The organism is Skermanella rosea (assembly GCF_016806835.2).
GTDB lineage: Bacteria > Pseudomonadota > Alphaproteobacteria > Azospirillales > Azospirillaceae > Skermanella > Skermanella rosea.
The window spans coordinates 2012144-2038173 of record NZ_CP086111.1 but is presented as its reverse complement, the minus strand read 5'-3'; the positions used below and the strand labels follow the sequence as shown (position 1 = coordinate 2038173).

The 26030-nt window shown below is 68.3% G+C and carries 24 protein-coding genes; 12 read left to right on the top strand and 12 right to left on the bottom strand.

Features of this window, described 5'->3' with window-relative positions; all coding sequences use genetic code 11:
* Positions 1-88 precede the first annotated feature (88 nt).
* On the top strand, positions 89-565 hold the full coding sequence (locus tag JL101_RS09375; RefSeq protein WP_203100071.1) for a helix-turn-helix domain-containing protein: 477 nt from the start codon (positions 89-91) through the stop codon (positions 563-565).
* An 8-nt stretch (positions 566-573) separates the two neighbouring features.
* On the opposite strand, the gene JL101_RS09370 is transcribed toward JL101_RS09375, so the two are convergent.
* From JL101_RS09370 to JL101_RS09355, 4 genes are all read right to left on the bottom strand, one after another.
* Positions 574-1407, bottom strand: coding sequence for a glycosyltransferase family 2 protein (locus tag JL101_RS09370; RefSeq protein WP_228435375.1), 834 nt, complete (start codon positions 1405-1407; stop codon positions 574-576).
* A complete protein-coding gene (locus JL101_RS09365) occupies positions 1404-2357 on the bottom strand; it encodes a hypothetical protein (RefSeq protein ID WP_203100070.1) in 954 nt (317 codons plus the stop codon). Before JL101_RS09365 ends, JL101_RS09370 begins: the two co-directional genes overlap by 4 nt.
* A 1-nt stretch (position 2358) precedes the next feature.
* A complete protein-coding gene (locus JL101_RS09360) occupies positions 2359-3603 on the bottom strand; it encodes a glycosyltransferase family 4 protein (RefSeq protein WP_203100068.1) in 1245 nt (414 codons plus the stop codon).
* Between the two features lie 68 nt (positions 3604-3671).
* The gene (locus JL101_RS09355; protein ID WP_203100066.1) at positions 3672-4952 is read right to left on the bottom strand and encodes a hypothetical protein; all 1281 of its coding nucleotides are present in this window, start codon (positions 4950-4952) and stop codon (positions 3672-3674) included.
* A 174-nt stretch (positions 4953-5126) separates the two neighbouring features.
* Here JL101_RS09355 and JL101_RS09350 point away from each other — a divergent pair, with 174 nt between their 5' ends.
* The 6 genes from JL101_RS09350 to JL101_RS09325 all read left to right on the top strand — a co-directional run bounded on the left by JL101_RS09350 (position 5127) and on the right by JL101_RS09325 (position 13121).
* Entirely contained in the window at positions 5127-5618 is a 492-nt protein-coding gene (locus JL101_RS09350) for a response regulator (RefSeq protein WP_203100064.1), read from the top strand.
* Between the two features lie 180 nt (positions 5619-5798).
* On the top strand, positions 5799-6866 hold the full coding sequence (locus JL101_RS09345; protein WP_203100062.1) for a sugar ABC transporter substrate-binding protein: 1068 nt from the start codon (positions 5799-5801) through the stop codon (positions 6864-6866).
* A gap of 22 nt (positions 6867-6888) precedes the next feature.
* Positions 6889-10440, top strand: coding sequence for a response regulator (locus tag JL101_RS09340; RefSeq protein ID WP_203100060.1), 3552 nt, complete (start codon positions 6889-6891; stop codon positions 10438-10440).
* 89 nt (positions 10441-10529) lie between these two features.
* On the top strand, positions 10530-11672 hold the full coding sequence (locus tag JL101_RS09335) for a succinylglutamate desuccinylase/aspartoacylase family protein (protein WP_203100058.1): 1143 nt from the start codon (positions 10530-10532) through the stop codon (positions 11670-11672).
* Between the two features lie 78 nt (positions 11673-11750).
* Entirely contained in the window at positions 11751-12098 is a 348-nt protein-coding gene (locus tag JL101_RS09330; protein ID WP_202683355.1) for an ArsR/SmtB family transcription factor, read from the top strand.
* A 198-nt stretch (positions 12099-12296) separates the two neighbouring features.
* On the top strand, positions 12297-13121 hold the full coding sequence (locus tag JL101_RS09325) for an N-formylglutamate amidohydrolase (RefSeq protein ID WP_203100056.1): 825 nt from the start codon (positions 12297-12299) through the stop codon (positions 13119-13121).
* Positions 13122-13182: 61 nt separating this feature from the next.
* Here the strand turns inward: JL101_RS09325 and JL101_RS09320 are convergent, their stop codons facing one another.
* Together JL101_RS09320 and fabI are read right to left on the bottom strand one after the other, a co-directional pair.
* A complete protein-coding gene (locus JL101_RS09320; RefSeq protein WP_203100053.1) occupies positions 13183-13824 on the bottom strand; it encodes an HD domain-containing protein in 642 nt (213 codons plus the stop codon).
* A 57-nt stretch (positions 13825-13881) separates the two neighbouring features.
* A complete protein-coding gene (gene fabI / locus JL101_RS09315) occupies positions 13882-14652 on the bottom strand; it encodes an enoyl-ACP reductase FabI (RefSeq protein ID WP_201071412.1) in 771 nt (256 codons plus the stop codon).
* A 164-nt stretch (positions 14653-14816) separates the two neighbouring features.
* Here fabI and JL101_RS09310 point away from each other — a divergent pair, with 164 nt between their 5' ends.
* The 3 genes from JL101_RS09310 to JL101_RS09300 all read left to right on the top strand — a co-directional run bounded on the left by JL101_RS09310 (position 14817) and on the right by JL101_RS09300 (position 16763).
* A complete protein-coding gene (locus JL101_RS09310; RefSeq protein WP_203100051.1) occupies positions 14817-16217 on the top strand; it encodes an amidase in 1401 nt (466 codons plus the stop codon).
* A gap of 5 nt (positions 16218-16222) precedes the next feature.
* The gene (locus tag JL101_RS09305) at positions 16223-16414 is read left to right on the top strand and encodes a DUF2256 domain-containing protein (protein WP_407697414.1); all 192 of its coding nucleotides are present in this window, start codon (positions 16223-16225) and stop codon (positions 16412-16414) included.
* 91 nt (positions 16415-16505) lie between these two features.
* Positions 16506-16763 carry a GlsB/YeaQ/YmgE family stress response membrane protein gene (locus JL101_RS09300; protein ID WP_203100049.1) on the top strand — a complete coding sequence of 86 codons (258 nt, stop codon included), beginning with the start codon at positions 16506-16508 and terminating at the stop codon, positions 16761-16763.
* 81 nt (positions 16764-16844) lie between these two features.
* Here JL101_RS09300 and JL101_RS09295 read toward each other — a convergent pair whose 3' ends face one another.
* On the bottom strand, positions 16845-17627 hold the full coding sequence (locus JL101_RS09295; RefSeq protein ID WP_203100047.1) for a response regulator: 783 nt from the start codon (positions 17625-17627) through the stop codon (positions 16845-16847).
* Between the two features lie 85 nt (positions 17628-17712).
* The gene (locus JL101_RS09290) at positions 17713-18123 is read right to left on the bottom strand and encodes a thermonuclease family protein (RefSeq protein ID WP_203100045.1); all 411 of its coding nucleotides are present in this window, start codon (positions 18121-18123) and stop codon (positions 17713-17715) included.
* A gap of 389 nt (positions 18124-18512) precedes the next feature.
* On the opposite strand from JL101_RS09290, the gene amt reads away from it, so the two are divergent.
* Complete coding sequence (gene amt / locus JL101_RS09285) at positions 18513-20633, top strand: ammonium transporter (protein WP_228435374.1); 2121 nt, start codon at positions 18513-18515, stop codon at positions 20631-20633.
* Between the two features lie 139 nt (positions 20634-20772).
* Positions 20773-21666 carry a DMT family transporter gene (locus JL101_RS09280; protein ID WP_203100041.1) on the top strand — a complete coding sequence of 298 codons (894 nt, stop codon included), beginning with the start codon at positions 20773-20775 and terminating at the stop codon, positions 21664-21666.
* 17 nt (positions 21667-21683) lie between these two features.
* On the opposite strand, the gene JL101_RS09275 is transcribed toward JL101_RS09280, so the two are convergent.
* The 4 genes from JL101_RS09275 to JL101_RS09260 all read right to left on the bottom strand — a co-directional run bounded on the left by JL101_RS09275 (position 21684) and on the right by JL101_RS09260 (position 25426).
* Positions 21684-22175, bottom strand: coding sequence for a hypothetical protein (locus tag JL101_RS09275; RefSeq protein WP_203100039.1), 492 nt, complete (start codon positions 22173-22175; stop codon positions 21684-21686).
* Between the two features lie 129 nt (positions 22176-22304).
* A complete protein-coding gene (locus JL101_RS09270; protein ID WP_203100036.1) occupies positions 22305-23900 on the bottom strand; it encodes a sensor histidine kinase in 1596 nt (531 codons plus the stop codon).
* A gap of 37 nt (positions 23901-23937) precedes the next feature.
* Positions 23938-24801: a response regulator transcription factor gene (locus JL101_RS09265; RefSeq protein ID WP_228435373.1), complete on the bottom strand. Its 864-nt coding sequence runs from the start codon at positions 24799-24801 to the stop codon at positions 23938-23940.
* A complete protein-coding gene (locus JL101_RS09260) occupies positions 24782-25426 on the bottom strand; it encodes a hypothetical protein (RefSeq protein WP_203100032.1) in 645 nt (214 codons plus the stop codon). The genes JL101_RS09265 and JL101_RS09260 overlap by 20 nt, the downstream gene beginning before the upstream one ends.
* Positions 25427-26030: the final 604 nt, after the last annotated feature.

The following is a 26030-nucleotide window of genomic DNA, read 5'->3' as shown; positions in this document are numbered from 1 at the left end:
GTCTTGACATTTGAGCCATATAAGTCCTTTTGAAATCTAAATTTGTGCGCTACACCTTAATCGCCGGGCAAGTACTCAGGGGTAGAAGATGAAATCGAAAAAGTCCCAACCCGCAACTGCGAACACGATATCGCGTCGCGGTGAAGGGCCCCATCCAATCGACATTCATGTTGGGGCGAGACTCCGACTGCGCCGAACCTTGCTGGGCCTTAGCCAGGAGAAGCTCGGAGAGGCTGTCGGCATTACTTTCCAGCAGTTACAGAAGTATGAGCGCGGCGCTAATCGCATCAGCGCGAGCCGCTTGTATCATCTTGCACTGGTGCTCGACGTTCCCGTCGGCTTCTTCTTCGAGGATATGCCGACCGGACAGCCGCTGCCCGAAGGCGCCGATGTCATTCATGAACCGACCGAAACCGACGAATTCGAGTCGATGGCGAAGCGCGAAACGCTTGAGCTGGTCCGGGCATACTATCGCATCAGCGACCCTACCGTCCGGCGGCGTGCCTTCGAGTTGATCAAGGCACTCGGTGGCGAAACCAAGGATAGCGACACGACGGGTTCCTGAGGCTCCGGCTAGAGCACGGGTCCGCCGCGCCGGACCCGTGCCTTGACCGCGACCTGCCAGTAGTAGAAGGCCCGGGCGACGGCATAGTCCCAGCCGTCCACCCCGTCGAGGAAGCCCAGGCAGAGCACATAGCTGTGCAGGAAGACCGACAGGGCGCGCGCCGGCAGCCGGCGGAAGATCCGCTTGAGCAGGCGACGCGCCCCTTCCTCGCGCTCCGCCAGGATGCGGAGGCGGTCGTCCGCGATCAGCGCCGCTTCCCAGTCCGAATAGCGGTTATGCCTCTCGAACCATGCGTAGAGCGGTTTCGCGTCGTGATGGATCATCCGGCCGCGCAGGCTTCCCGCCGGCCCGTCCAGGCAGGGCTGGTAGTGGCCCTCGACCTCCCACATGCGGTCCACGTCGAGGTCGGGAAAGGATGCGAAGGCCGCCCTGTTCCGGTCCAACAGGGCGAGCTTGCGGTTCCAGGCGCCGAATCGCAGGGGCTTTCCCGCGAAGACCGGCTGTCCGGCGATGAAGTATCCGGCCGCCCGCGGCCTGGATTTCATCAGGCATGCGATCTCGTGGGCCAGTCCCTCGGAGACCCGTTCGTCCGCATCGACGAAGAGCACCCAGTCATGCCGGAACGGAAGCGTCTGCAGGCACCATTGCTTCTTCTTCGGATAGCGGCCGTTCCACCGGAACGGCACGACCCGCGCTCCCATCTCCTCCGCCAGGGCCGCCGTCCCGTCGTCGCTGCCCGAATCGACGACGAAGACTTCGTCGAAGCGGCGGAGTGTTTCGAGGCAAGCCCGGATGTTCGCCGCCTCGTCGCGCGTCATGACGATGGCGGAGACCGGAATCACCGTCCGGCGGCCTTCAGGAAGTCGGACAGATCAGCGCTCCGGATGAAGACGATGCAGAGGCCGGCAATGAAACCGGCGGCGGCGGAGATGGCCACGACGACGACCGGATCGGGCGTGTCCGGCAGGGCCTCGGCCATGGCCGGCTGAACCAGGTTCGCGGCCAGGGGAAGGTCCACGTCCATCATCATGGCGAACCGTTCATGGGCGATCAGCAGCGACCGGAGCGCCCCGACATGCCCGACATCCTGCGTGACCGCGATCTTGCGGGAGATCTCGCCGATCATCCTGCCATTGTCCCGGACGGCCATGGAACGGAGCTGCCGCTCGGTCGTGGCATAGAGCCGGTTCAGCAGAAGGCGGGCGAACTCGGGATCGGCATGCCGGTAGGAGATCCGGCGGAGCGGCGTGGTGCCGACCTGCTGTATCCGCACCTCTTTCTGGAGGTATCGCACCAGGGTCCTGCCGTCGGGCTCCGTCCAGGGAATCCGGCCGATCAGTTCGTTGAAGAAGCGGCGCAGCCGCGCCACGGGCGAATCGTCGGGCACCCAGGATCCCGCGTCGGCATCCCACATGCGCTCGAACGCCCGGTGCATCACCTCCGGCGCGGCAGCAAGCTCCTCGGCGACCGGAAAGGACGTGAGTTCGTAGAGGAAGCGCTCGTAGTTGGACATCGTCTCGCCGGCCCCCGGGATCGTCGAGGTCTCGCTGCCGGGCGGGATCGCCGGCAACGGGGCGGCGCGGCCGAGCAGCCCTCCCGCGGCGGTCGGCCCGACCACCAGGGTGGCGGTGAAGACCGGCTCGATCTGGCGCAGTGCCAGCACGGCGCAGACCGCCGAGATCGCGGTGACGCCGAGAACGAGGCGGCGGCCGGCGAGCGCGATCATCACGCCGTTCCGCAGCAGTTTCTGCACTTCCCCCAGGGGGCCGATCAGGTCCGTGTCTAGGGACATGTCAGCCGCCGACGGTCATGCAGCGGGATGCCGGCGGTCGCGCCGCCTCGCCCCCGGAGACGGTGCGGACGGCCGAGGCCGCCACCTTCAGGAAGGCATCGGCGGCACGGTCGGCCGACCACGACGCGGCGGTCGCCCGCGCCCGTTCGCAAGCCGCCGCGTGGAAGGCGGGATCCCGGGCATGGGACAGGATCGCCGCTGCCAGCCCCTCCGCATCGTCGGGGTCCAGGACGGCGCCGCACCGGTTCTCCGCCAGCATCCTCGCCGCCGCGCTGCCCGGGGGACCGAGCAGGATGCAGGGCCTGCCCGCGGCCAGGGCGCCGGACACCTTGCTGGGAACCAGCAGGCCCTCCGCGCGCCTGTCCATTACGGCGAGATGCAGGTCTGCAGCCCCCAGGCTGGCCGCCAGGGTCGAGGACGGCTGCAGCGGCAGAAGCCGCAGGTTCGGCGGAGCGTCCCGTTCGAGGAGGCGCCGCACCCGCGGCAGCCCCCGCCCCTCCCCGATCAGCAGCACCGCGATGTCGGGTGCGGTCACGGCGAGGGAGGAAGCGGCCTCGAGCACGGCGTCCAGCGGATGGGCAAGCCCGAAGTTCCCCGAATAGGCCACCGTGAACCGCCCCTCCAGGCCCAGCGCGGCCCGGACCGGATTGCCGTCCCGCTGGATCGGACGGATTACCGGGTCGGGCCAGTTCGGAATCGTGACGATCCTCTGCGCCGGGACGCCCCGGCCGGAAAGCCGGTCCGCCATGCAGGAACCGATCGCGACCACCGCGTCGCACCGGCGGAGCGCCGCCGTGGCGATCCGGCGCAGCAGCGACAGGGTCGGCCACGGCAACCGGACGCCGATGACGGGGAGCAGGTCCGGATAGAGGTCGTGCGACCAGTGGATCACGCCGCACCCCCAGCGCCGGCCGAGCAGAGGTCCGAGAACCGCGAGCATGGGAGGGTCCGTCATGGTGACGACCAGGTCGTGCCGGGGTATCCGCGACGCCGCACGGTGCAGCCGATGCAGGGCCGACAGGTGGCCGGCGCCGATCGGGCCGGAGCCGCCGACCCGGTCTCCCGCCCGGGTGACGGAGACCCCCTCGGGAGCGTCCGAAGGCGCATCGGCGGCTCCGCACGCCAGGACCGAGACCCGCCAGCCGCGCGCGGCGAACCGCGCTGCGAGGTCATGCAGGCAACGGCCAGTTGCTCCGCGATCCGGCGGAAACACCCGGTTTATGAAAAGGATGGACGGCTTGTACATCCGATGCGATCCAAACCCGCTCCGATACACGCATACAGAAGCATTCCGGCACCGGGCAGGCAAGAAGATTAAGCCCCGCTGTCGCGATATTGCGCGGTCCGGGTCGTGACGATCGACAGGATCAGGCCGAAGCAGAGATATTTGAAGCTGGTATGGGCGAACAGGCCGATCGCCAGGGGTGGCAGGAGACCGAACGCCAGCGTGGGTTCCCGCTTCATGAGCGCGACCAGCGGCGGCACGAGCGAGAGAAGATAGGCCAGGGCGGCAAGAGCGCCGGCGATGCCGGTCTTCAGCAGCATATAGGTCGCGAAGGAGTGGGTGTAGGAAACCCACATCTCCCCGACCGCGGGGTTGCGCACCAGGGCTCCCCAGCCTGCGCCGAACACCAGGGAAGCCGGGGAGGAGCCGATATGCCCGGCGACGATCGCCGCCTCGGAGGCCCGCTCGTTCAGTCCGTAGGTTTCGGTCTTCCAGGCGATCTGCGCGGCTGTCCCGAGGATCGTGTCCTGCAGCACCGCCGCGACTCCGCCGGCGGCCAGGGCGACGGCCGCCAAGACCAGCGGGACCCGCCGCCCCAGGACGAGGATCCGGCTAACGACCGTGGCCACCGCGATCAGCACCGCCGCGCGATGGACGGCACCCGCGAGCGCGGCCGCAGCGACGGCTCCCGCCGCGGCCAACAGGGCCGACCCCGCGACGGCGAGGACCGCCCATCCCGGGCGGGGCCGGCGGAACAGCCTCGCCACCCCTTCCAGCGGCAGCCAGACCGCCGTGAAGAGCACGGCCGGGCTGTTCAGCAGATAGAGATCGCCCTCCGCCATGACGGTCCGCCCGACCGACCCGATATCGACGGCCGGCCACCACCAGCGCAGGGCGAACAGCAGGCCGACCCCTGCCAGGCCGACGGGCAGCAGGCGGCCCGCCAGCGGACCCGCCGGGGCCAGCAGCACCGGCAGGAACAGGAAGCCCAGCGGCACGATGTCGCGGAAGACATCCTCGGGCGCCGCCCCGGCGAACGCGGCCCCCAGCAGGGGAACCCAGAGAAGATAGAGGAAGGCCGCCGTGCCCACGACCTCGTGCAGCCGGGCCGACGGCGCTATCAGCATCAGGCCGCTCCCCACGCAGAGGGGGCGGACCACCCCCAGGGCGCACGCCAGCCCCCCGGCCACGGCCACCTCGACCCAGCCGATCCCGGCCGGCGCCGGAGCTCCGAACAGGCCGTAGGCGGCCAACGCCACGGCCAGTCCGCCGGCCCGCATCACGTCTCCCGGTCCCCGACCCGGCATACTCCCGTCCACCCCCATGCCATCCCGCCGCATGCCGCCATGCATGCCGGACAGTGCGTGCATCTCTTGAAGCTCCGCAACCGGGAGCGCGGACCAGCGGCACCATGCCCCAGCCGTGACGGGGCGCCCAACTCGACCGTGGAAAGGGATTGCATTCTAAAGTAAAGCTATGGAAACCTGGAGGCGTTACTCCTCATGGAGTACGTCGGGGGTCACCCCATCGCGAAGTGAACGCCCATGACCGCCGGACTGAGACTCGATGAAATCAGCCTACTGGTCGTCGAGGACGATGCTTTCACGCGGAACCTGATCCTGTCGATCCTGCGGAACCTCGGCGTGCGCACCATCGCCGAGGCGAACGGCGCCGGCGTGGCGCTGGAAATGCTGGCGACCACCGACGTGGACATCATCATCAGCGACATCCAGATGTCCCCCGTCAACGGGATCGAGCTCCTGCGGCATCTCCGCGCGGGCACCCGGCCGGCCGGCGTCGTCCCGCCGCAGGCGCCCCCTTCCCAGATCCCGGTCATTTTCCTGACCGCCCACGCGCAGGCCAAACTCGTCGAACTCGCCCGCGCCGCTGGAGTCTCGGCCTTCCTTACCAAGCCGATCCGGCCGGCGCTGCTCCGCGATCGCCTGCTGCAGATCTCGGCCACGCTCGGCCGGCGGGAGCCCGAGCCGGCGCGGGGCGAACCCGCCCAGCCCGCAAGCCTCGATCTTCCGCCATGATCCGGATTGGTTTTGTTTCGGCCCCGCTGTACGTTTTCCGCGCGAGGGCGGCATGATCGCTGAACGCTTTGCGTTCAGTCTCGCAGGGGCGGCTCGGCAGGTTGATCCTGCCAGGGGCCGGCCGGCAGGTTCAACTCGGGGCGCCGCAGGCCCGCGCCCGACCCGGATGGAGAGGCAACGATGGGCATCGCAGGGACTTCCGCCGCCAAGGCCCCGTACGGGGAGCCGCGTCCGCTGCTGAGGACGGCCGCGAGGGCCGTGGGCGGCATCCTCGCCGCCGCCTTCGCGACCGTCTGGCTCGCCGCCTGCGACGACCCCAAGCCCGCGGACAAGGGTTCCATCGCCGACCGGAATGAAAGCGCCGCCAAGCCGGCCGATCCGGTGCCGGAACGACGCCGGATCGCCCTTGTCATGAAAACCCTGACCAATCCTTTCTTCATCGAGATGGAGCGGGGAGCGCGCGAGGCCGAGTCGGAACTCGGGATCGAACTGCTGGTCAAGACCGCCGCACAGGAAACCTCCATCGAGCAGCAGGTCGCCATCGTCGAGGAACTGATCCGGCAGAAGGTCGACGCGATCGTCATCGCGCCGGGCGACAGCGTGAAGCTGATCCCCGTGCTCAAGCGGGCGCAGGCGGCGGGTTTGGCGGTGGTCAACATCGACAACCGCCTGGACGCCGAGTTCTCCCGGAAGGTCGGCCTGACCCCGGTGCCCTTCATCAGCGTCGACAACGACCACGGCGCCTACCTCGCCGGGATGGTCCTGGCCGAGGGCGTCGCCGGGCCGGCGAAGGCCGCGATCATCGAGGGCATCCGCAGCGCCGCCAACGCCGAGGCGCGCAAGGCCGGCGCGTTGCGGGCCTTCGCGGCCAACCCGTCGATCACCGTGGTCGCCCAGGAGAGCGCGGACTGGAAGATCGACGTGGCGTACGACGTCGCCAAGTCGATGTTCGAGCGCGAACCCGGCATCTCGCTGGTGTTCTGCGCCAACGACATGATGGCGCTCGGCGCCGCCCGGTACGTCCAGGAGTCCGGGCGGCGGGACGTCAGGATCGCCGGATACGACGCCCTGCACGACGCCGTCGAGGCGGTCAAGGCCGGCACCCTGGCCGCCACCATCGACCAGCAGGCGGGCCGCCAGGGCTACCTGGGCGTCGTCTACGCCAACCGGATGCTGTCCCGCGAGGAGGTTCCGCTGGAGACGATGGTCGAGGTGCGGGTCATCACCGCCCGGCCGGAGAGGCCGTGACGCCGCGATGTGGCTGTCCCGCTTGAGGTTGAACATCACGCTGAGGTTCATCGCCTACCTGATGTTCCTCAGCTTCCTGCCGATCCTGGCGATCGGGCTGACCGCGATCGAGGTCTCCCGCTCGATCCTGGCGACCGAGGCGAGCCGGCACGCGGCCGAGCAGGTCCGCAGCCAGCGTGACCACCTGCACGTCCAGATGGACCAGGTCGAGAGCCTGATCGCGAACATTTCGGGCGTCGATGCCATCACCGATGCGCTCAAGCAGGACGGCACCGCCCGGGACAGCTTCACCAACCTCGCGACCCAGGCCCGTATCGGCTACATCCTGAACAGCTACCTGAACATCAGGGGACTGGTCTCGATCGACATCTTCACCGCGGACGGGACCCACTACCACGTGGGCGACACGCTCGACGTCGGGCACATCCGCAAGGATGTCCGGGAGCGCATCTACGACGAGGCGGTGGCCAGTTCCAGCACGGTCCACTGGGCAGGGATCGAGGACAACGTCAACGCCAGTTCGAGCCACCGCAAGGTGATCACCGCGGCCAAGGTGATGCGAAGCTTCGACCGGGCCACCCTGCGCGACCGGCCGGTGGCGCTCCTGGTGGTGAACTACAGCGTGGACCTGCTCTACCAGCATTTCCGCGACAGCGAGACCGAAGCCACGTCGCACATGCTGCTGGCCGACGCCGCCCGGCGGATCATCTACCATCCCGACCGCGGCCTGATCGGCGAACGGCTCAACGCGTCCTTCGCCGAAGGCTTCTCCGGACAGGCCGGCAGCTTCACCCACCCGATCGCCGGCCGGCCGGTCGTCGTGACCTACCTGCGCTCCGACCGTACCGGCTGGCTGATCGCCCAGGTCGTCGACCTCGAGTCGCTCAACCGGCATGTCGGCACCATCAGCCGGGTCACCGCGGGGGTGATGGCCGTGTGCCTGGCGGTGGCGCTGCTCGCGGCGATGTCCTATTCGCGCAGCGTCGTGGCGCCGATCCGCCGGATCACCTCCCGCTTCCAGTCCCTTCAGGACGGATCCGGCCAGGACGGCTCCGGTCCCGGCGAAAGGCTCCCCGTCCTCGGCAGCGGCGAGGTCGCCGACCTGACCCGCTGGTTCAACGCCTTCATGGACGGACATGAGGCGCGCCGCCAGTCGGAGGCGGCGCTGCGGGAAAGCGAGAAGCGGTTCCGCGCCCTCCACGAGGCGTCCTTCACCGGCATCGCGATCCATCAGCGGGGCGTGATCCTGGAAGCGAACCAGGCCCTGTGCGCCTCCACCGGCTTCTCCTACGACGACCTGATCGGCCGCAGCGTCCTCAACCTGATCGATCCGGCGGACCGGGCGCGCGTCTCGGTGCCGGTCCTGACCGGCTCGGCCGAGCCTTGCGACGCCTCGGGCCTGCGGCGCGACGGTTCCTGCTACCCGGTCGAGCTGCGCTCGCGCCCGATCCCGTTCCGCGGCGTCGATGCCTGCGTCACCGAACTGCGCGACATCACCGAACGCAAGCGCAACGAGGCCGACCTGCGCAAGGCCAAGGAGGAGGCGGAGATCGCCAACCGCGCCAAGTCGGAGTTCCTGGCCACCATGAGCCACGAGATCCGGACGCCCATGAACGGCGTGATCGGCATGACCGGCCTGCTGCTCGACACCAAGCTGGAGGAGGAACAGCGCCGCTATGCGGAGATCATCCAGGAATCGGGAGAGGCGCTGCTGACGATCATCAACGACATCCTCGACTTCTCCAAGATGGAAGCCAACCGCCTCACCCTCGACGAAATCGATTTCGAGCTTCTCCAATTGGTCGAGAGCGTCCTGGCGATCCTGGCGCCCCGCGCCGGCAGCAAGCGGATCGAACTGGCCTATCTGGTCCCGGCGGAGCTTCAGGGCGTTTTCCGCAGCGATCCCGGACGGATCCGCCAGATCCTGCTCAACCTGGCCGGCAACGCCGTCAAGTTCACCGAGACCGGATGGGTATCCCTGGTCGCCAGCAAGGTCGGGGAGGCGAACGGCCGGGTCATCGTCCGTTTCGAGGTTACCGATACCGGCATCGGCATCCCGTCGGAGGCCCTGCCCCGTCTCTTCACCATGTTCACCCAGGTGGACTCCTCGGCCACCCGGCGGTTCGGCGGGACCGGCCTCGGCCTCGCCATCTCGAAGCGGCTGATCGACCTGCTGGGCGGGACGATAGACGTGCGCAGCGAGCACCGGAAGGGCAGCGTCTTCATCATCGAGATTCCGCTCACCCCCGTCGCCGACGGCGTCGGCCGGGCCTCGGGAAGGGCCGGCATGGAGATGACCGGCAAGCGGACCCTCGTGGTGGACGATCTCGCGATAAACCGGGACCTGCTTCAGCGTCAGCTCGAATCCTGGGGCATGGTCGCCGACACCGCGACCTCCGGGGCCGAGGCGCTGGCCATGCTGGCCGGGGCGGGCCTGTCCGGCCGTCCCTACGACATGGCGATCATCGATCAGATGATGCCCGGGATGACCGGCATCGACCTCGTCCGCGCGATGAAGGCCGACCCGCTCACCGCGGGGGTGGTGGCCATCCTGGCGTCGAGCGACGGATCGGAGGAACTGCGCGTCCTCGCCCAGGCGGCGGGAGCCGCGGCGACGGTGATGAAGCCCATCCGCTGCCACTACCTGTTCGACCAGATGTCCCGGACCGCCCATTCCCCGCCGGCCGAATCCGCGGCCGTGACCTCCTCCCCGCGGGCGGACGGCCCGGCGGCCACGGCGCCCGGAGCGCCGAACCGGCTCCTCGCCATCCTGCTGGCGGAGGATAACCTGATCAACCAGCAGGTCGCGGCACGGCGGCTCCGCAAGATGGGCCACGCGGTCGACATCGCGAACAACGGCGCCGAGGCGGTGGAGATGGTGCGGTCGAAGGCTTACGATCTCGTCCTGATGGATGTGCAGATGCCCGAGATGGACGGCTTCGAGGCGACCGCCGCGATTCGCGGCCTGCCCGGCGAAAAGCGGCGGATCCCGATCATCGCCATGACCGCGAACGCGCTTCCGTCGGATTGCGAGCGCTGCCTTGCCGCCGGCATGGACGACTATATCGCGAAGCCGGTCCACCAGCAGATCCTGGTGGACATGATCGAGAAATGGGGATCCATCGGCTTCGCCACGTCCCATGCCGGCGACCGGCCCGCGCCGGCGACCGACGGCCCCGAACGGCCCCCGGACCTGCTGGACGAGGACGGGATCCGGGAACTGCTTTCGGTGATCGGGGTGGAGGATTACCGCGGGCTCGCCGGCCAGTTCTTCAGCAGCCATGCCGCGACCCTCGAGGCGCTTCGCGAAGCGGCGGAGAGCGGCGTCCCCGAGGCGCTCGACCGACACGCCCACCAGCTCAAGGGAGCCGCCTCCAACCTGGGACTGGCCCGGCTCGCAGCGGTCGCGTCGGACCTGAGGCGGGAGGTCGAAGATGCCGGAGGCGGCGGCGCCGGCAACGAAAAGGTCCGGGCGATGCTTGGGGACGTCGAAACGCTGTTCGAGACATCCCGCCAAGCCCTCTGGTCCTTTCTCGACGCGCTGCCGACGGAAACCGCGCCCGCCCTGTCCTGATCCGCCCGTTGTCCGAAAATCCTCCTTGTGCCCGGACGGCCGGCACCGCTTAGATTGCCGGGATAGAAGAACCCGGTATCGGATACTCCATGGCCAAGACCACCGTCGCCCTTCCGCTTCCCGCGCAGCATCTCGGAACGGCGAGACACGTCACCGTGCATCGTTACGGCACGCCCGGCGCGCGGCCGAAGGCCTATGTCCAGGCGGGGCTGCATGCGGACGAGATCCCCGGGATGCTGGTCGCACACCACCTGATCGCGCGACTCGACGAGGCCGACCGGAACGGCGCCATCCGCGGCGAGGTCGTCGTCGTCCCGGTCGCGAACCCGATCGGGCTTGACCAGTACCTGGCGGGCCGTCTCCACGGCCGCAGTTCCCTGGAGCATGGACAGAATTTCAACCGCGGCTTCGCAGACCTGGTCGAGACCGTGGCGCCGCGGCTCGAAGACAGGCTCGGCGCCGACGCGGCGGACAACGTGGCCGCCATCCGGGCGGCGCTGATCGAGGCGCTCGGGGAAGTCCGCTCCGGGAGCGACGTCCAGGAACTGCGCCGGACGCTGCTGACCCTGGCGATCGACGCCGACATCGTCCTGGACCTGCACTGCGACCTCGAATCGCTGATGCACATGTATGTGTCCGACGATCTCTGGCCGGGGGCCGCCGACCTCGCGGCCCAGCTGGGCTGCCGGGCAGTGATGCTGGCCGGCGACAGCGGCGGCGATCCGTTCGACGAGGCCTGCTCCATGCCCTGGTGGAAGTTGCGGCTCCGCTTCGGCGAGCGCTTCCCGGTACCGTCCGCCTGCCTTTCCGCGACGGTGGAGCTGCGCGGGAAGTCCGACGTGCAGGATGGGACCGCCGCTTCGGATGCGGACAACATCCTCCGCTTCCTTCAGCGCCGCGGCCTGGTCGCCGGTGCTCCCGGCCCGGTCCCGCCGGCACGCTGCGCGGCGACGCCGCTGTCGGGCGTCGACCGGCTGATCGCACCGCTGCCGGGGATCGTCGCCTTCCGGCGGGAGATCGGTGATTTCGTCAGGAACGGCGAGGTGGTCGCGGAGATCGTCGATCCGACGGCGCAAGATCCGCGGGCCGCGCGCACTCCCCTGGTCAGCCGCACCTCCGGCCTGCTGTGGTCCCGGACGCAGATGAAGATGGCGGCGGCCGGCGAAACGGTGGCCGCCGTCGCCGGAACCGTGCCCTTGAGCGACCGTACCTGGTCTCTCCTGGTCGATTGATGTCCGCGACGCCGGGCTTGATACCGGGTGGCGGAAAGCTGATCTTTATGTATTGAACCGCCGGATCGGACCCAATCCATGCTGAAGCATACCTCCGCCAAGGATCTTCCCGCCCATCTGCGTCTTTCGGAGGACCAGACCACCGAACTGGCGGACATGTTCCGCCTGATGAGCGATCCGAGCCGGCTGCGGATCATCCTCGCCTGCCTGGAAACGCCCGCATCGGTCGGCGACATGGCGAGCCAGCTCGGGCTCTCGGCGTCGCTGGTCAGCCACCATCTCCGCCTGCTGCGCGCCGGCCGCCTGATCCAGGCGGAACGACGCGGCAACCGAGTCTTCTACCTGATCACCGACGAGCACATCCGCCGGGTGTTGTCCGACATGGTCGACCACGTCGCCGAGAGCGAGCCGGATCTGGAAGCCTGAACGCTGCGGCATGAGGTCCCGGACGGGACTGCAACCGCTTCACAAAAGCTACATATCGTTTGACCCCCGAACGATCTTCATCGATAGTTCTTTGGTCATAGTCGCACAGCGGACCTCGATCGCCGCTGCCGACCCCCTGGCGCTTCTTCTTCTGGCCGCCCCGCCCCGACCCGGGGATCGCGGGGATGTGAGGAACCGATGGAGAGTTACCGATTCCAGCCCGGAGAAACCCCGGTGCTGATAAGCCTGCCCCATGTGGGCACCGACCTTCCCCGGGAGATCGCCGTCGGCATGACCGACTGGGCGCAACAGGTGCCGGATACGGATTGGCATCTGGATCGTCTCTACAATTTCGCCCCGGCTCTCGGCGTGGGTTTCCTCGCGGCGACCCAGTCGCGCTACGTCATCGATCTCAATCGCGACCCGTCGCGGAGCGGACTTTCCAGTGGCCGCGGCTTCACCGAACTGTGCCCGACCAGCACGGCGGACGACTTTCCCATATACCTGGACGGGTGCCAGCCCGACGCGGTGGAAGTCAGGCGCCGGATCATGACTTACTGGCACCCCTACCATCGCCAGCTTCAGGCGGAACTGGCCGCCCTGAAGGATCGCTTCGGGATCGCGGTCCTGTTCGATGCGCATTCCGCCAAGGCGGCCGGCGATGCTCCCGGTCCCGGCCGGAGCGACTTCAACCTGGTCACGGCCGACGACACCAGCGCCAGCCCCCATCTCTCCAGGCGCCTGTCCAACGTCCTGGCCTGTACGGACAATTTCACGTCCCTGTTCGACCCGCGGGGGGCGGGCGGCTACATCGCCCGCCACTACGGCAGGCCGGAGGACAACATCCATGTCGTCCAGCTCCAGATAAGCCAGGGCACCTACATGGATGAAAAGCCCCCGTTCCGCTACCGCGGCGACCTGGCCACGTCGGTCCGGCCGGTACTGGAGCGTTTCGTATCGGCACTGGTGGAGTGGTCGTGGGAACATGCCCAAGGCCGGCGGCAGCGCGTGGCGTATTATTGAAGGCTGCCGATCCCGGAATGGCGGCCGGGACACACAGGTTCCGGCCGCGGGTCACTCGGCATCAGGTCTCCCTCGGACCGGACCTGCCCGCCCGGCCCGGCGAAGCGGCATCCTCCGGCCAAAGTCCCTCCCGGTCGGCCCGCCGGTACAGTTCCTCCACGATGCTTCTCAGCGCCGGGTCGACCGCCATCGGCAGGTCGGTGCGCTGATAGGTCCGCTCCCGAGCGATGCCGTTCTCGCGCCACGCCCGTCCGCCCGAATTGTAGTTCTGCGCGAAGCCCTGGAGCCGGTCGATCGCCTTGGCGAAACGGGCCTCGGGGGTTTCCCCGGCCTCGAACTCGCGCCACCAGGCATGCAAGCTGGCTCCCAGGTCGGGCGGCAGTTCGGCGAACAGGCGTTCCGCCGCCGCGATCTCCCGCTCGGCCTGCCCGACGCAGCCCGCCTCGTCATAGGCATAGGTGTCGCCGGCATGGATCTCGACCAAGTCGTGCACCAGGACCAGCGTCAGGACGTGCCCCAGGTCGACCTCGAATCCGAGTTCCTTGTGGAGCAGCAGGGCGAACAGCCCCATGTGCCAGGTATGCTCGGCATCCGTCTCGCGCCGCGAGCCGTCGGCTATGTAGCCCCGCCGCTCGATCGTCTTGAAACGGTCGGTCAGCAGCAGGAAATCGAGAATTCGCGCGAGGCGCGGTTCAGCGGTCATGGTTCTCCCCTCTCCCCGGGCTGGGGCGAGGGGAGATTACCATCAGCCGCCGGGGCGTCACCCGACGATGTTGTAGCCGCCGTCGATGAAGGCGACCGATCCGGTGAGCGACTTGGCGGCGTCGCTCGCCAGGAAGGCCGCGTAGGCGCCGACATCCTCGATCGTGACCAGATGGTGCGTCGGGGCGCGTTCCGTCACCCGGGCCATCAGCTCGTCGAAGCGGTCGATTCCGGATGCGGCGCGGGTGGCCAGCGGCCCCGGCGACAGGGCATGGACGCGGATGCCCTTGGTCCCCAGCTCGGCCGCCATGTACCGGGTCACGCTCTCCAGGGCGGCCTTGACCGGACCCATCAGGTTGTAGTGCTCGACCACCTTCTCCCCGCCGTAGAAGGAGACCGTCTGCAGGCAGCCCCCGTCGACCATCAACGGTTCCGCCAGCTTGGCCATGCGCACGAAGGAGTGGCAGGAGACGTCCATGGCGAGCAGGAAACCCTCTCGGGACGCATCGACGACGCGGGCGTGCAGGTCTTCCTTCGGGGCGAAGGCGATGGAGTGGAGGACGAAGTCTAGCTTGCCCCACTTCTCCTGGATCGCGGCGAACACGGCCTCCAGCTCGCCTTCCACCCGGACGTCGAGCGGCAGGAACAGCGAAGCTTCCAGCTCGTCGGCCAGCGGCTTGACGTGCCGTTCGGCCTTGGCGTTGAGATACGTCACGGCCAGTTCGGCGCCGAGCGCCCGGAAGGCCTTGGCGCAGCCGTAAGCGATGCTGCTGTCGTTGGCAATACCGACCACCAGGCCGCGTTTGCCTTCCAGGGAAATGAGCGACATCAAAGCTCCTTGATCAACCCGCAGGTTTGTTTGTGCGATGCAGCATAAGAGAGCTTCGTTAATGCTTCAATGCACGGAACGATTACGGCTTGGTGACATCGGCATCCGCGAACTAGACTAAATGACGCACCCCCCGTCCCGCACAAATATCGGCATATTCCCCTATGAAGAATGACCCGGCCCTGCTCTCCGCCACCGAGCTTCTGGCCCTCTACCGAAGCCGCAGGATTTCCCCCGTCGAAGTCACGCAGTCCTGCCTCGACCGCATCGCCTCGCTCGATGCCGGACTCAATGCCTTCACCCTGGTGGACGGCGACGCGGCGATGGAATCGGCCCGCGCCAGCGAGGAGCGCTGGGTGAAGGGCAAGCCGCTCGGCCTGGTGGACGGCGTTCCGACGACCATCAAGGACCTGCTCCTGACGAAGGGGTGGCCGACGCTTCGGGGCAGCAAGGCGATCAGCCCCGACCAGCCGTGGGAGGAGGATGCGCCGGCGACCGCCAGGCTGCGCGAGCAGGGTGCGATCCTGCTGGGCAAGACGACGACGCCCGAACTGGGGCACAAGGGGGTGACCGACAGTCCGCTGACCGGCATCACCCGCAACCCCTGGAATCCGGCCATGACGCCCGGCGGGTCGAGCGGAGGCGCCGCGGTGGCGGCGGCGACCGGCACGGGAGCGCTGCATGTCGGCACCGACGGCGGCGGATCGATCCGCATTCCCGCGTCGTTCACCGGCATCTTCGGGCTGAAGCCGAGCTTCGGCCGGGTTCCGGCATACCCGGCGAGCCCATTCGGAACGGTGTCCCATGTCGGCCCGATGACCCGGACCGTGCCGGACGCCGCGCTGATGCTACGGGTCCTGGCATGCCCCGACCCGCGCGACTGGTACGCCCTACCCCCCGTCGACAAGGACTACCTGGCCGGGCTGGACGACGGCGTGGCCGGACTGAAGGTCGCCTTCGCGCCCACCCTGAACGGCGCGCCCGTGGACCCGGAGGTCGCCGCCCTCGTCCGGCGCGCGGCAGAGGAGTTCACGGACCTGGGCGCCGAGGTCGAGGAGGTGGTCCTCGACCTGCCGGGCGCCACCGACGTCTTCTTCGCCCATTGGTCGGCCGGCGCCGCCACGGTGATGGCCGGCTTCACCGAGGAACAGAAGGCGCTGATGGACCCGCACCTCCGCGGGTTCGAAAGCGCGGGCGCGTCGCTTTCGCTGCTCGACTACCAGCAGGCCGTCCTGGCGCGCGCCCGCCTCGGCATGCAGATGAGCCTCTTCCACCGGCGCCACGACATCCTGCTGACCCCGGCCATGCCGATCCCGGCCTTCGAGGCCGGGCAGAACGAGCCGAGCCGTCCGGACGAGACCGGCTGGATCGACTGGACCCCGTTCAGCTATCCGTTCAACCTCACCCAGCAGCCCGCCGCCTCGATCCCCTGCGGCCTGACCTCGGCGGGCCTGCCGGTCGGCCTTCAGATCGTCGGGCCGATGCACCGGGACGACCTCGTGCTTCGGGCCGCCCGCGCCTACGAGATGCGTCATCCCATAGCGCTCCCGCCCGAGCGGTCCTGACCGCCATGCCCGCCGTCCGGCGGACCGGCCCCATGCGGCGCAAGGGCGACCTGCCGACGAAGCCCTGCGCCGCCTGCGGCCGGCCGTTCGCCTGGCGGCGGAAATGGGCCGCCGTCTGGGAGGAGGTGAAATACTGTTCCGACGCGTGCCGCAGGCGCCGCCCGCCGCGTGTTCCCGACGATGTTACCCCGCCATAGCCGGGGCAGCCATGCGCCTTGGATTTGAACTTCGCGACCGTTTCGGCCGTTACAGGGCTATCAAAGGGGCAAATCCAGAGGGATCGACATCATGGGCATCATCGGTACAATCATTATCGGCCTGCTGGCCGGCATCGTCGCCAAGTTCCTGATGCCGGGCCGCGACCCCGGCGGCTTCATCATCACGATCCTGCTCGGCATTGCCGGCGCTTTCGTCGCGACCTATCTGGGCCAGGCCGTGGGCTGGTACCGGGCCGGCGAAGGGGCGGGCTTCATCGGCGCCGTGGTCGGCGCGATCATCATCCTGGCGATCTACCGCATGATCGCGGGCCGCTCGCGGGCGGTCTGACGCACGCGTCCGACCGACGACGGACATCGGACCGCTCCGGCCACGGCCGCAGCGGTCCGTTTTCGTCATGACACTCCGGGATCAGTGCAGCAGCATCTCGGGCAGAGGCGCGAACACCGCCTGCGAGATGGCATCCTGGACCGCGGTGGTCGTATAGGGCTTGCGGATGACCGGCCCCAGGTCCTCCTCGTCGAGAAGCCGCAGGTCGCCGGCATAGGCGGTCACGAAGATCACCGGAACGGCGAACCTGTCCCGCAGCATGCGCGCCACCGATATGCCGCTTCCCCCGCGCGCCAGGCGGATGTCCAGCACGGCCAGGGTCGGGCTTTCCGCGTTGGCCAGCGCCAGGGCCTCGGGCTCCGTCGCGGCCATCCCGCAGACGACATGGCCCATGCCGCTGATCATTTCGCTGAGATCCACCGCGGCCAGGGCATTGTCCTCGACCACCAGGACCCTTGCGGTCATCGCCAGCCGCAGGAACTCTCGGATCGCGGTCAGCCTCCCGGTCGCCTCGGTGACGGTCAGGTCGACCAGCTTGGCGGCCTCCGCCACGGGAAGATCCTCCAGCGCGACCAGCAGGTAAAGCCGGCGCTCGAACTCCGGCCGGCGCGCCAGCGCCCGTTCGATCGGATGCTGCGACCTGTCCGGCCTGCCCTCCCCGTCCTGGTCGAACAGGGCGTGCAGAAGAGCGTAGAGCCCGCCCGCGGAAGCCAGCGGCACGCCGAAACGGGTCGGCGCCATGACGGCAATCTCGACGCAGCGCGTCACCAGGTCGTCGCCCCGCTCGACCGACCCGGTAAGGGCGCGCGCGTAGCGTCGGAGGCTCGGCAGATGCTCGTTCAATTCCCGTGCATAGACACGCATTGGCCTTGCTTTCCTCGGTCCTTTCACCGGTAAGCCGGAGTTACATTAGGCACCGAAGCAGTCCCTGTCATCAAGTTAAGTTTGATTAACGTTCCGAGACTCCCTTTTCATTGAGCTTCCGCGTCCGCCAGAGCCAGGGCGCCTCCACCCGTCCGGCCCACATGCCCGCGCGGCGCGCCTGCGCCCGTGCCTCAAGCCCATGATAGTCGTGGCTGAGATGGCTGTAGGCGAAAGCCCAGCCGCGCACGAGCATGGCCGCCGCCAGATCCTTGCCGAGGACCCGGCAGACGCCCACGCGCTGCTGCGAACGGTCCAGCTCGCTGAGCCTGCAGGTCACCGGCCCCAGGTCCAGCATGGATTGCAGCTGGTCGCGCGCCGCGGCGAAGCAGTCGTACTCGGCCCCCCGCAGGGATCGGCAGACCTGCCCGGCGTCCGGAGCATCGATCCCGCGCAGGCGCACCATGGTGCCGTTGAGCGTGAGCACGTCCCCTTCCATCGCGCTGCCGCTCCCGGACATTTCGGACTGCGGCGCCGCCACGGCCGCAGAACCCCAAGTTGCGGCAAACATGGCAAGCAATAAGGCAAGTGGTGGCGCAGGTATGCGAAACATGCCGGACACTATCCAAGAATTGGTTAATGTTGCCTTAACTCTGAGTTCCTGATCGGGACCCAGAATTTCTTCGCAGGTGCGGCAAAATTTTGCGGCACATGAAATCATAATTGGGGTAAGCTTCCATGATCTGTCGGGAACCGGACCGGGCCAGGGTTCGCGCCCGCCGGAGCGGGCTCCGGCACACGTTCATCCAAGCATCCAGGACACCTCGACAGAATGCATTCCCGAAGCCGCGGACGGAACTGCTGACCATGGATCCGGCGGGTCAATACATGGACGTGTTATGGCTCAGCGTCGCCGCCATCCTCGTCTTCCTGATGCAGGCCGGGTTCGCCTGTCTCGAAGGGGGTCTCGTCCGCGCCAAGAACAGCATCAACGTCGTCATCAAGAACCTGGTCGACTTCCTGATCGCCGCCTTCAGCTTCTGGCTGATCGGCTTCGCGCTGATGTTCGGGGCGAGCTGGGCCGGCCTGATCGGCACCAGCGGATTCCTGTTCGACGGCGGCGAGACGCCCTGGTCGGGCGCCTTCTTCTTCTTCCAGATGATGTTCTGCGGCACCGCCACGACGATCGTCTCGGGAGCGGTGGCGGAGCGGATGCGCTTCGCGGGCTATTTCCTGTGCGCCGCGATCCTGTCCACCCTGATCTATCCCGTGGTCGGACACTGGAGCTGGGCGGGCCTGGAGACCGGCCAGGCCTATGGCTGGCTCGCCTCCCTGGGCTTCATCGACTTCGCCGGATCGACCGTCGTCCACAGCGTCGGCGGCTGGATCGCGCTGGCGGCGATCCTGGTGATCGGTCCGCGGTCCGGGCGCTTCGGCCCCGAACCGGGCTCCGGCGGCAAGGAGATCGAGGGACACAACCTGCCGGTCGCGGTGCTCGGCGTCTTCCTGCTGTGGGTCGGCTGGTTCGGGTTCAATGCCGGCAGCACGCTCCGGCTCAGCCCCGAGATCCCCCGCATCCTGATCAACACCGTCCTGGCACCCGTGGCGGGCGGCCTCGCGGCCCTGCTGATCACCTGGGGCTTCCACCGCAAGCCGAAGGTGGAGATCATCATGAACGGCGTGCTGGCCGGGCTGGTGGGCATCACGGCCCCGTGCCACGTGGTCGGCCCCGGGGGCGCCCTGGTGATCGGCGCGGTCTCCGGGGTCATCCTGTTCGTCGGCATGCGCGTGCTCGAGGAGGTCCGCGTCGACGACGCCGTGTCGGCGGTGCCGGTCCACCTGATGTGCGGGATCTGGGGAACACTGGCGGTGGCCCTGGTCGGCCGGCCGGAGCTGTGGAACAACGGCCATACCCGCTGGGAGCAGTTCCTCGTCCAGCTCGGCGGCGTCGGCGCGATCGGCACCTTCTCCTTCGGCGGGGGCCTCGCGCTCCTGTGGCTGATCAACCGCTTCTATCCGCTTCGGGTCTCGCAGGAGGACGAGCGGATCGGCCTCAACGTCGCGGAGCACGGGGCGAACACCGCCCTGCTGCGCCTGCTGGTGGAGATGGACCGGCAGAGGCGCGACGGCGACTTCTCCCGCCCGGTCCAGGTGGATGCGGAGACCGAGGCCGGGCAGATCGCCACGCTGTACAACCGCGTGCTCGAGCGTGTCCGCGTGGAGACCAGGCGGCGCGAAAAGGCGGTGCAGGACATGCGCGTCGCGAAGGAGGCGGCGGAAAAGGCCAACAAGGCGAAGTCGCACTTCCTGGCCAGCATGAGCCATGAGCTGCGTACGCCGCTGAACGCGGTCATCGGCTTCTCCGAGATGATCAACCAGGAAGTCTTCGGCCCGCTGGGCAACGAGCGGTACCGCGAGTACATCACCGACATACATGCCAGCGGGACCCATCTGCTGAACCTGATCAACGATCTGCTCGACCTGTCGAAGATCGAGGCGCGCAAGTACGAGCTGAACGAGCAGGAGATCGATCTGGCCGTGATCGCCCTGGCGGCCGGCCGCTTCGTCCAGAAGCCGGTCCACGACAAGCGCCTCAAGTTCAACACCCATATCCCGCCGAACCTGCCGATCCTGCGGGGCGACGAGCGGGTGCTGCGCCAAGTGCTCCTCAACCTGCTGTCCAACGCCGTCAAGTTCACGCCGCGCGGCGGCTCCGTGGACCTGAAGCTGGAGTGCGAGCCCGACGGCCGCGTGGCGATCACCGTCAGCGACACCGGGATCGGCATCGCCCGGAAGGACCTTGCGCGCGTCATGGAGCCGTTCGGGCAGGTCGACGGCAAGTTCCAGCAGGAGACGTCGGGGACCGGCCTGGGGCTGCCGCTGACCCGATCCCTGGTGCGCCTGCACGGCGGCACCATGGTCCTGCGCAGCGAGGAGCATGCGGGCACCCATGTCACGGTCCGGCTGCCGCTGTGGCGGGTCGTCCGCAGGGGCCGCCATGTCGCCTGAGGCCTGCAGCCCGAAGCCTGGGTCCTGAAGCCCGCGCCGCGGCCGGCGGAGCATCCCGCCATTGCCAAAGCCGCTGCGGGGCGCTAGCCCTGCCGCCTGCGCCGGGCGTCCCGCCCCGGTGCGCGACAGGTAATGCGCGATGGCACAAGTCTCACTTGCCCCGACCGGACGCCCGGCGTGGATGCGCCTGATCCCGGCGGTCTTCGTCCTGCTGTGGAGCACCGGCTTCATCGGCGCCAAGTTCGGCCTGCCCTACGCGGAGCCGCTGACCTTCCTGCTGATCCGCCTCTCGTTGGTGGCGGCCGTGCTGGCCGCGGTCGCACTGGTCACGCGCGCGCCGTGGCCGCGCCGCTGGAGCGACGCGCTGCACATCGTCGTGGCCGGCCTTCTGGTCCACGGCGTCTATCTCGGCGGCGTCTTCACCGGCATCGCCAACGGCTTGCCGGCCGGCGTGGCCGCCCTGATCGTCGGCCTCCAGCCCCTGCTCACGGCGGCGGCATCCGGGCGGGTGCTGGGCGAAACCGTCAGCGCCAGGCAGTGGCTCGGCCTGGCGCTCGGGTTGTGCGGCGTCCTGCTGGTCGTCTGGGAGAACCTGTCGCTGCAGGCCGGCTACCTGTCCGGCGTGGCGCTGTGCGTCGCGGCCCTGGTCGGGATCTCCGTGGGAACCCTGTACCAGAAGCGCTTCTGCGGCGGGATGGACCTGCGGAGCGGGACCGCCCTCCAGTACGCCGCCACCAGCGTCGTCCTGCTGGTCCTGGCGATGCGTTTCGAGACGATGGAGGTCCGCTGGACCGGCGAGTTCCTGTTCGCGCTCGCCTGGCTGGGGCTGGTGCTCTCGGTCGGGGCGGTGTTCCTGCTCTACATCCTGATCCGCCGCGGCGCCGCGGCGCAGGTCGCCAGCCTGTTCTACCTCGTGCCCCCGGCGACGGCGGTCATCGCCTACCTGATGTTCGACGAGCGCTTGGGCATCCCGGCGCTGGCCGGGATGGCGCTCGCCGTCTGCGGCGTAGCGCTGGTCAACCGCCGGCGGTGATCGGCCGGCCGGCTCCGTCAGGCGGCGCGGCCGAAGGGATGCTGGACGGTCGGCAGGTTCGCCAGATGCAGCAGGATGTCGTCCGGATCGCCGATCTCGGGCGCCGGGCTGTGGATGGCGGCGATCTCCAGGCGCGAGCGCAGCCCCAGGTCGGCGAGGGACGCATAGATCGCCTGTACCGTCATCGCGTTGGTGATCCGGCTGTCGATGTCCGTGCCGATCAGCAGCAGCGAGAATCCGCCGGCGGCCAGCGACGCGAACATGCCGCGATTGCCGAAGGCCTTCTGCATGGTCATCGCCCCCTGCTCTGCGTCGATGTCCGTCAGGACGATCTTGAACAGGGACAGATGAAGGCTCGTGCTGCGCAGCAGTTCGAGGGCATGGCCAAGCTCGGCCGTGTCGGCCGTCTCCACCCCCCGCTCCGCCGCCTGCCCCGAGCCGCGCGTGAAGCTGTACTGATATACCGTGGGCTTCTGAACTCCAGTCGCATCGCTATCAGGCTGGGACATGACAGTCCATCCGTTCGGTATACATTGGCTGACACGATATAGGGGTAGCCCCCTTACGGTCATGTGGCAAAGCTGTGATATGGCCAGCGCGCACGGGCATTCTTCCCTCGTACCCAGTCCGGCGCACCGCTAGAGCGCCATAGGCAGGTCGACCCTGATCAACAACCCTCCGGCGTCCCGGTTCCTCGCCGTGACCCGGCCGCCGATCGCCTCGATGTTCCGCCGGACGATCCACAGGCCGATCCCGAAATGGAGGGAATCGCCCGTCCCCGCCGGCTGCACCGGCTGGTCGAAGGGAACGACCGTCCTGCCGCCGTCGGTGCCCGTCGCGTCCAGCGCCCGGTGTTCCGCCGCGTCGGTCGCGTCGCGCTGCGAGAAATACCGTTCGAAGATGCGCTCGATATTGGCCGGATCGACGCCCGGGCCCTCGTCCTCGACCGTCAGCACCGCCATGGTGCCGGACCGCGCCAGGCGCACCTGGATGCTGCCGTCGACCGGGGAGAAGCTGATGGCATTCTCCACGATGTTCTCGACGACGGTTTCCAGCAGGTCCTCGCCGGCCCGCACGACGACATGCGGGGTGATCAGCAGCCTGAGGTGCAGGTGCCGTTCCGCCAGCAGGCCGGCATAGCCGCTCAGCATGTCCTCCAGCAGTTCGGACAGGTCCACCTTGCGGCGCGGCGGCTCCAGCAGGTCGGCCGCCGCCTCGTCCATGCGCCGGGCGAAGGACACCAGGCCGTCGAGCCGGTCCAGCGAGCGGTCGATCATGTCGATGGCCCTCGGTCCCCGTCCGTCGCTGCCGGGAATGATCCGCTTCAGGGGCTCCAGCGACTGCCGGATCACCGCGATCGGGGTCTTGAACGCGTGGGCGTTGTCTTCGGCGGCGCGGCGCAGGTTGTCGGCCGAACTGCGCAGGGTGTCGACCAGCCGGTCGAAGTCCTCGGCGACGCTGCGCAGCTCGGGCACGGTGTTCTGCTCGGCGAACGACGAACGGCCGTTGCCGTCGTGGTTGCCGATCTGGCGGGCCAGCAGGCCGAACCGCCGCAGGTTGCTCCAGACGCCCAGGAACAGCAGGAGCACCAGCGCCGCCATGGCGAGGTAGATCAGCGCCGCGGCCTGGACTTCCGGCGTCTGCCAGTAGGGCTGGCCGATCGAGGAGCCGAGATATGTCGGCGTCGAATGGGACGTCACCACGGCCCAGCAGCCGAACGGGCTGTTGATCGGGGTGATCGAGGTCAGCACCTCCAGCGCGCCCGATGCCGTCTGGAGCCGGATCGCCAGCGGCTGGTTGCCGCTGCAGGTATCCGCGAGGCGGGCCAGGATGCCCTGCTCCAGCAGGCGCTGGCGCTCGATGTCCAGGTTCGCGTTGGGGGCCTGCGGCGCCGCGCCGACATAGTAGAAGCCCTGGGCTCCCGGAACGCCTTTCGGCCGGAGCAGCAGCTTCAGCCGGGTGTTCTCGTCGGCGAACCGGGCAAGCTCTTCGCCGAGCCGCGTCAGAAGGCTGGCATCCGCCTTGGCGAGCAGCGGCTCCAGCGCGCGGGCGATCAGCTGTCCCTGCTGCTGGGCGCTCTGGAGGAGCAGCGTCTGCTTGTCCTCGTCGGCCGCCCGGAACTGCTGGTAGATCAGGATGGGCACGGCGATGAAGACGACCGAAACAAGCACCAGCCGGCTGGCCAGCGAGCGCAGGAGCCAACGGCCGCCGGTCTTTGCCCGCGGCTGCGCCATCAGGACTCCGCTCCCGTCTCCGTCCGTCGGCGCTCCGTCAACTCAAGCCTCCGGCATGCCCCCGCAGGTCGTCGTCGCCGTCCATCTCGCCGCCGACCGGATCGTCGCTCCAGCGGTAGCCGAAACCGGGATAGTTGTCGATCAGGTCGAAGTCGCCGTCGACCATCCTGAACTTCTGGCGGATGCGCTTGATGAAGGCGCGGACGTTGGCCCGGTATCCCGCCGGACCGTAGCCGGCGACGAACCCCTTGCCGTGCACCAGGTCGTAGATCTCGCGGTAGGAGATGTCCTCGCCCGGCCGGGTCGCCATCAGCCGCACGATGTTGAACTCGGTCAGGGTCAGGTCGACCCGGGTGCCCTTCCAGAAGGCCCGGCTGCCGTCCAGCCGCAGTTCCAGCTCGCCGCGGTTGAACAGGTTGGGGTTGCCGCCGCCCGCGGGCGCCGCACCGGCCTGCGCGCCCGGCGCCGCGGCGGGATCGCCCTCGTCCGGGCCGGTCTTGCGCCCGCCCAGGATCAGCTGCATGCGCTTCAGCAGGATCGGCAGCGACCGGGATTTCTCGACGAAATCGACCGCGCCGCCGGCCAGGGCGGCCTCCTCGTAGATCTGGTCCGACAGCACGGTCAGGAAGATCACCGGCACCTCGATGCCGCTGGCCCTGAGCTGGCGCAGCACGTCGATGCCGTCCATCTTGGGCATGCGCCAGTCGAGCAGGACCACGTCGGCGTTGCCGCCGCGCAGGAAATAGTCGAGCGCCGGAGCGCCGCGGTCGAAGGGGATGACCTCGTATCCCTCGTCGGCCAGGTTCATGCCCAACGATTCCCGGAAGAGGTCGTCGTCATCGACCAAGGCGACCTTGGACGGCACGACGCCGGCAGCCGGGTTAGTTGATGCGGTTGCCATGGGCCGTCTGACGGCCTGAAGCCTGGGCGAGGAGTTGTGCGAAGCACCGTTCATGGACATTGGGGGCATCGTCGCTACTCGTCAGTTCATAGGAAAGGGCACGGAAGTTCTGCGTTGTCATCTCCATGAAGAAGAAGACGCGCAAGACGCAGGATGGAGTGGCGTACTGCCAGTATTTCGCGGGCGGGACGTCCTCGGTCCAGGACGGCTCCCCGAGAAGTCGGACGGTGGCCTGTTCGTCCAGGCCGACCAGGGCCTTGGGGCCGGGATGGTCGGATGGCGGGACGGCCGCCGGCGGCTCCGGGAGAGCGGGAGTGGCCGGGGACGGCAGCGCCTCCACGGGCGCCGGCAACGGCTCGGGCAAGGGAGCTGCGGGCGGCACCATCACGACGGATCCGCCGTTCGCCTCGGAACCTTCGGGAGCGTCCTGACGTTCGGAGGAGACGTCCGGCTCCGGGGCGAAAGCGGGGGGCCGGAACGGTGCGGCGGCGTCGGGCATCGGCTTGCGGCCGGCGGGAACGCCTGCGGTGGCGGCGACCGAAGCCGGCGGCTTCGGCTTGGCCCGCGGCACGGGAGCTTGGGGGACCTCCACGCTGGCGGGGGGCGGCTCCGCACGGACGATCATGAGCGGCACGGTTTTCCCCTGCTCTATGCAACCCGTCAGCATAATAGCCGACATCGAGACAATAGCCGCTAAAATACGCAATGAATGCCCCCGAGCGGAGACTCCCCCGCTTGTCCAGTCCAAGGCATGCAGCACACCGACACGACAAATGCCTTTGTCGAGGTACAGGTTGTGCGTATCTGCATTTTGTCGCCCAAAGTTATACAGCGTTACGTTCGGCGTTGGCTTCACCATCCACGCTGTATACATCGTATGACTAATGAAGGGCAAACTGGTGAATAGAAGCTTAAGATTTTTCCCAATTCGGCACCCTTACCACCATTGCGCTGGGGAAAACGACAGGCAAAGGCGGCACAGCGCCAGCGATCAGGCGGCGGGGCCGACTTCGGTCGATCCCGCCGCCTCCCAGTCGGATGGGCAAAAGCACGTTCCAGTCCGTCGGCCATGCCGCGGAGGCTTTGCCATCGGGATATCCGACCGCGTTCCCGGCCGGCGACATCGCGCGCCGGGTTGGTCCGGCGGAAGCGTTCCTGAGGCGGGAGTGAGCACCGCGCCGCAACAAGCCACCGCCTGACGGGCCTATACTGTCGATAGTGAAAAGACC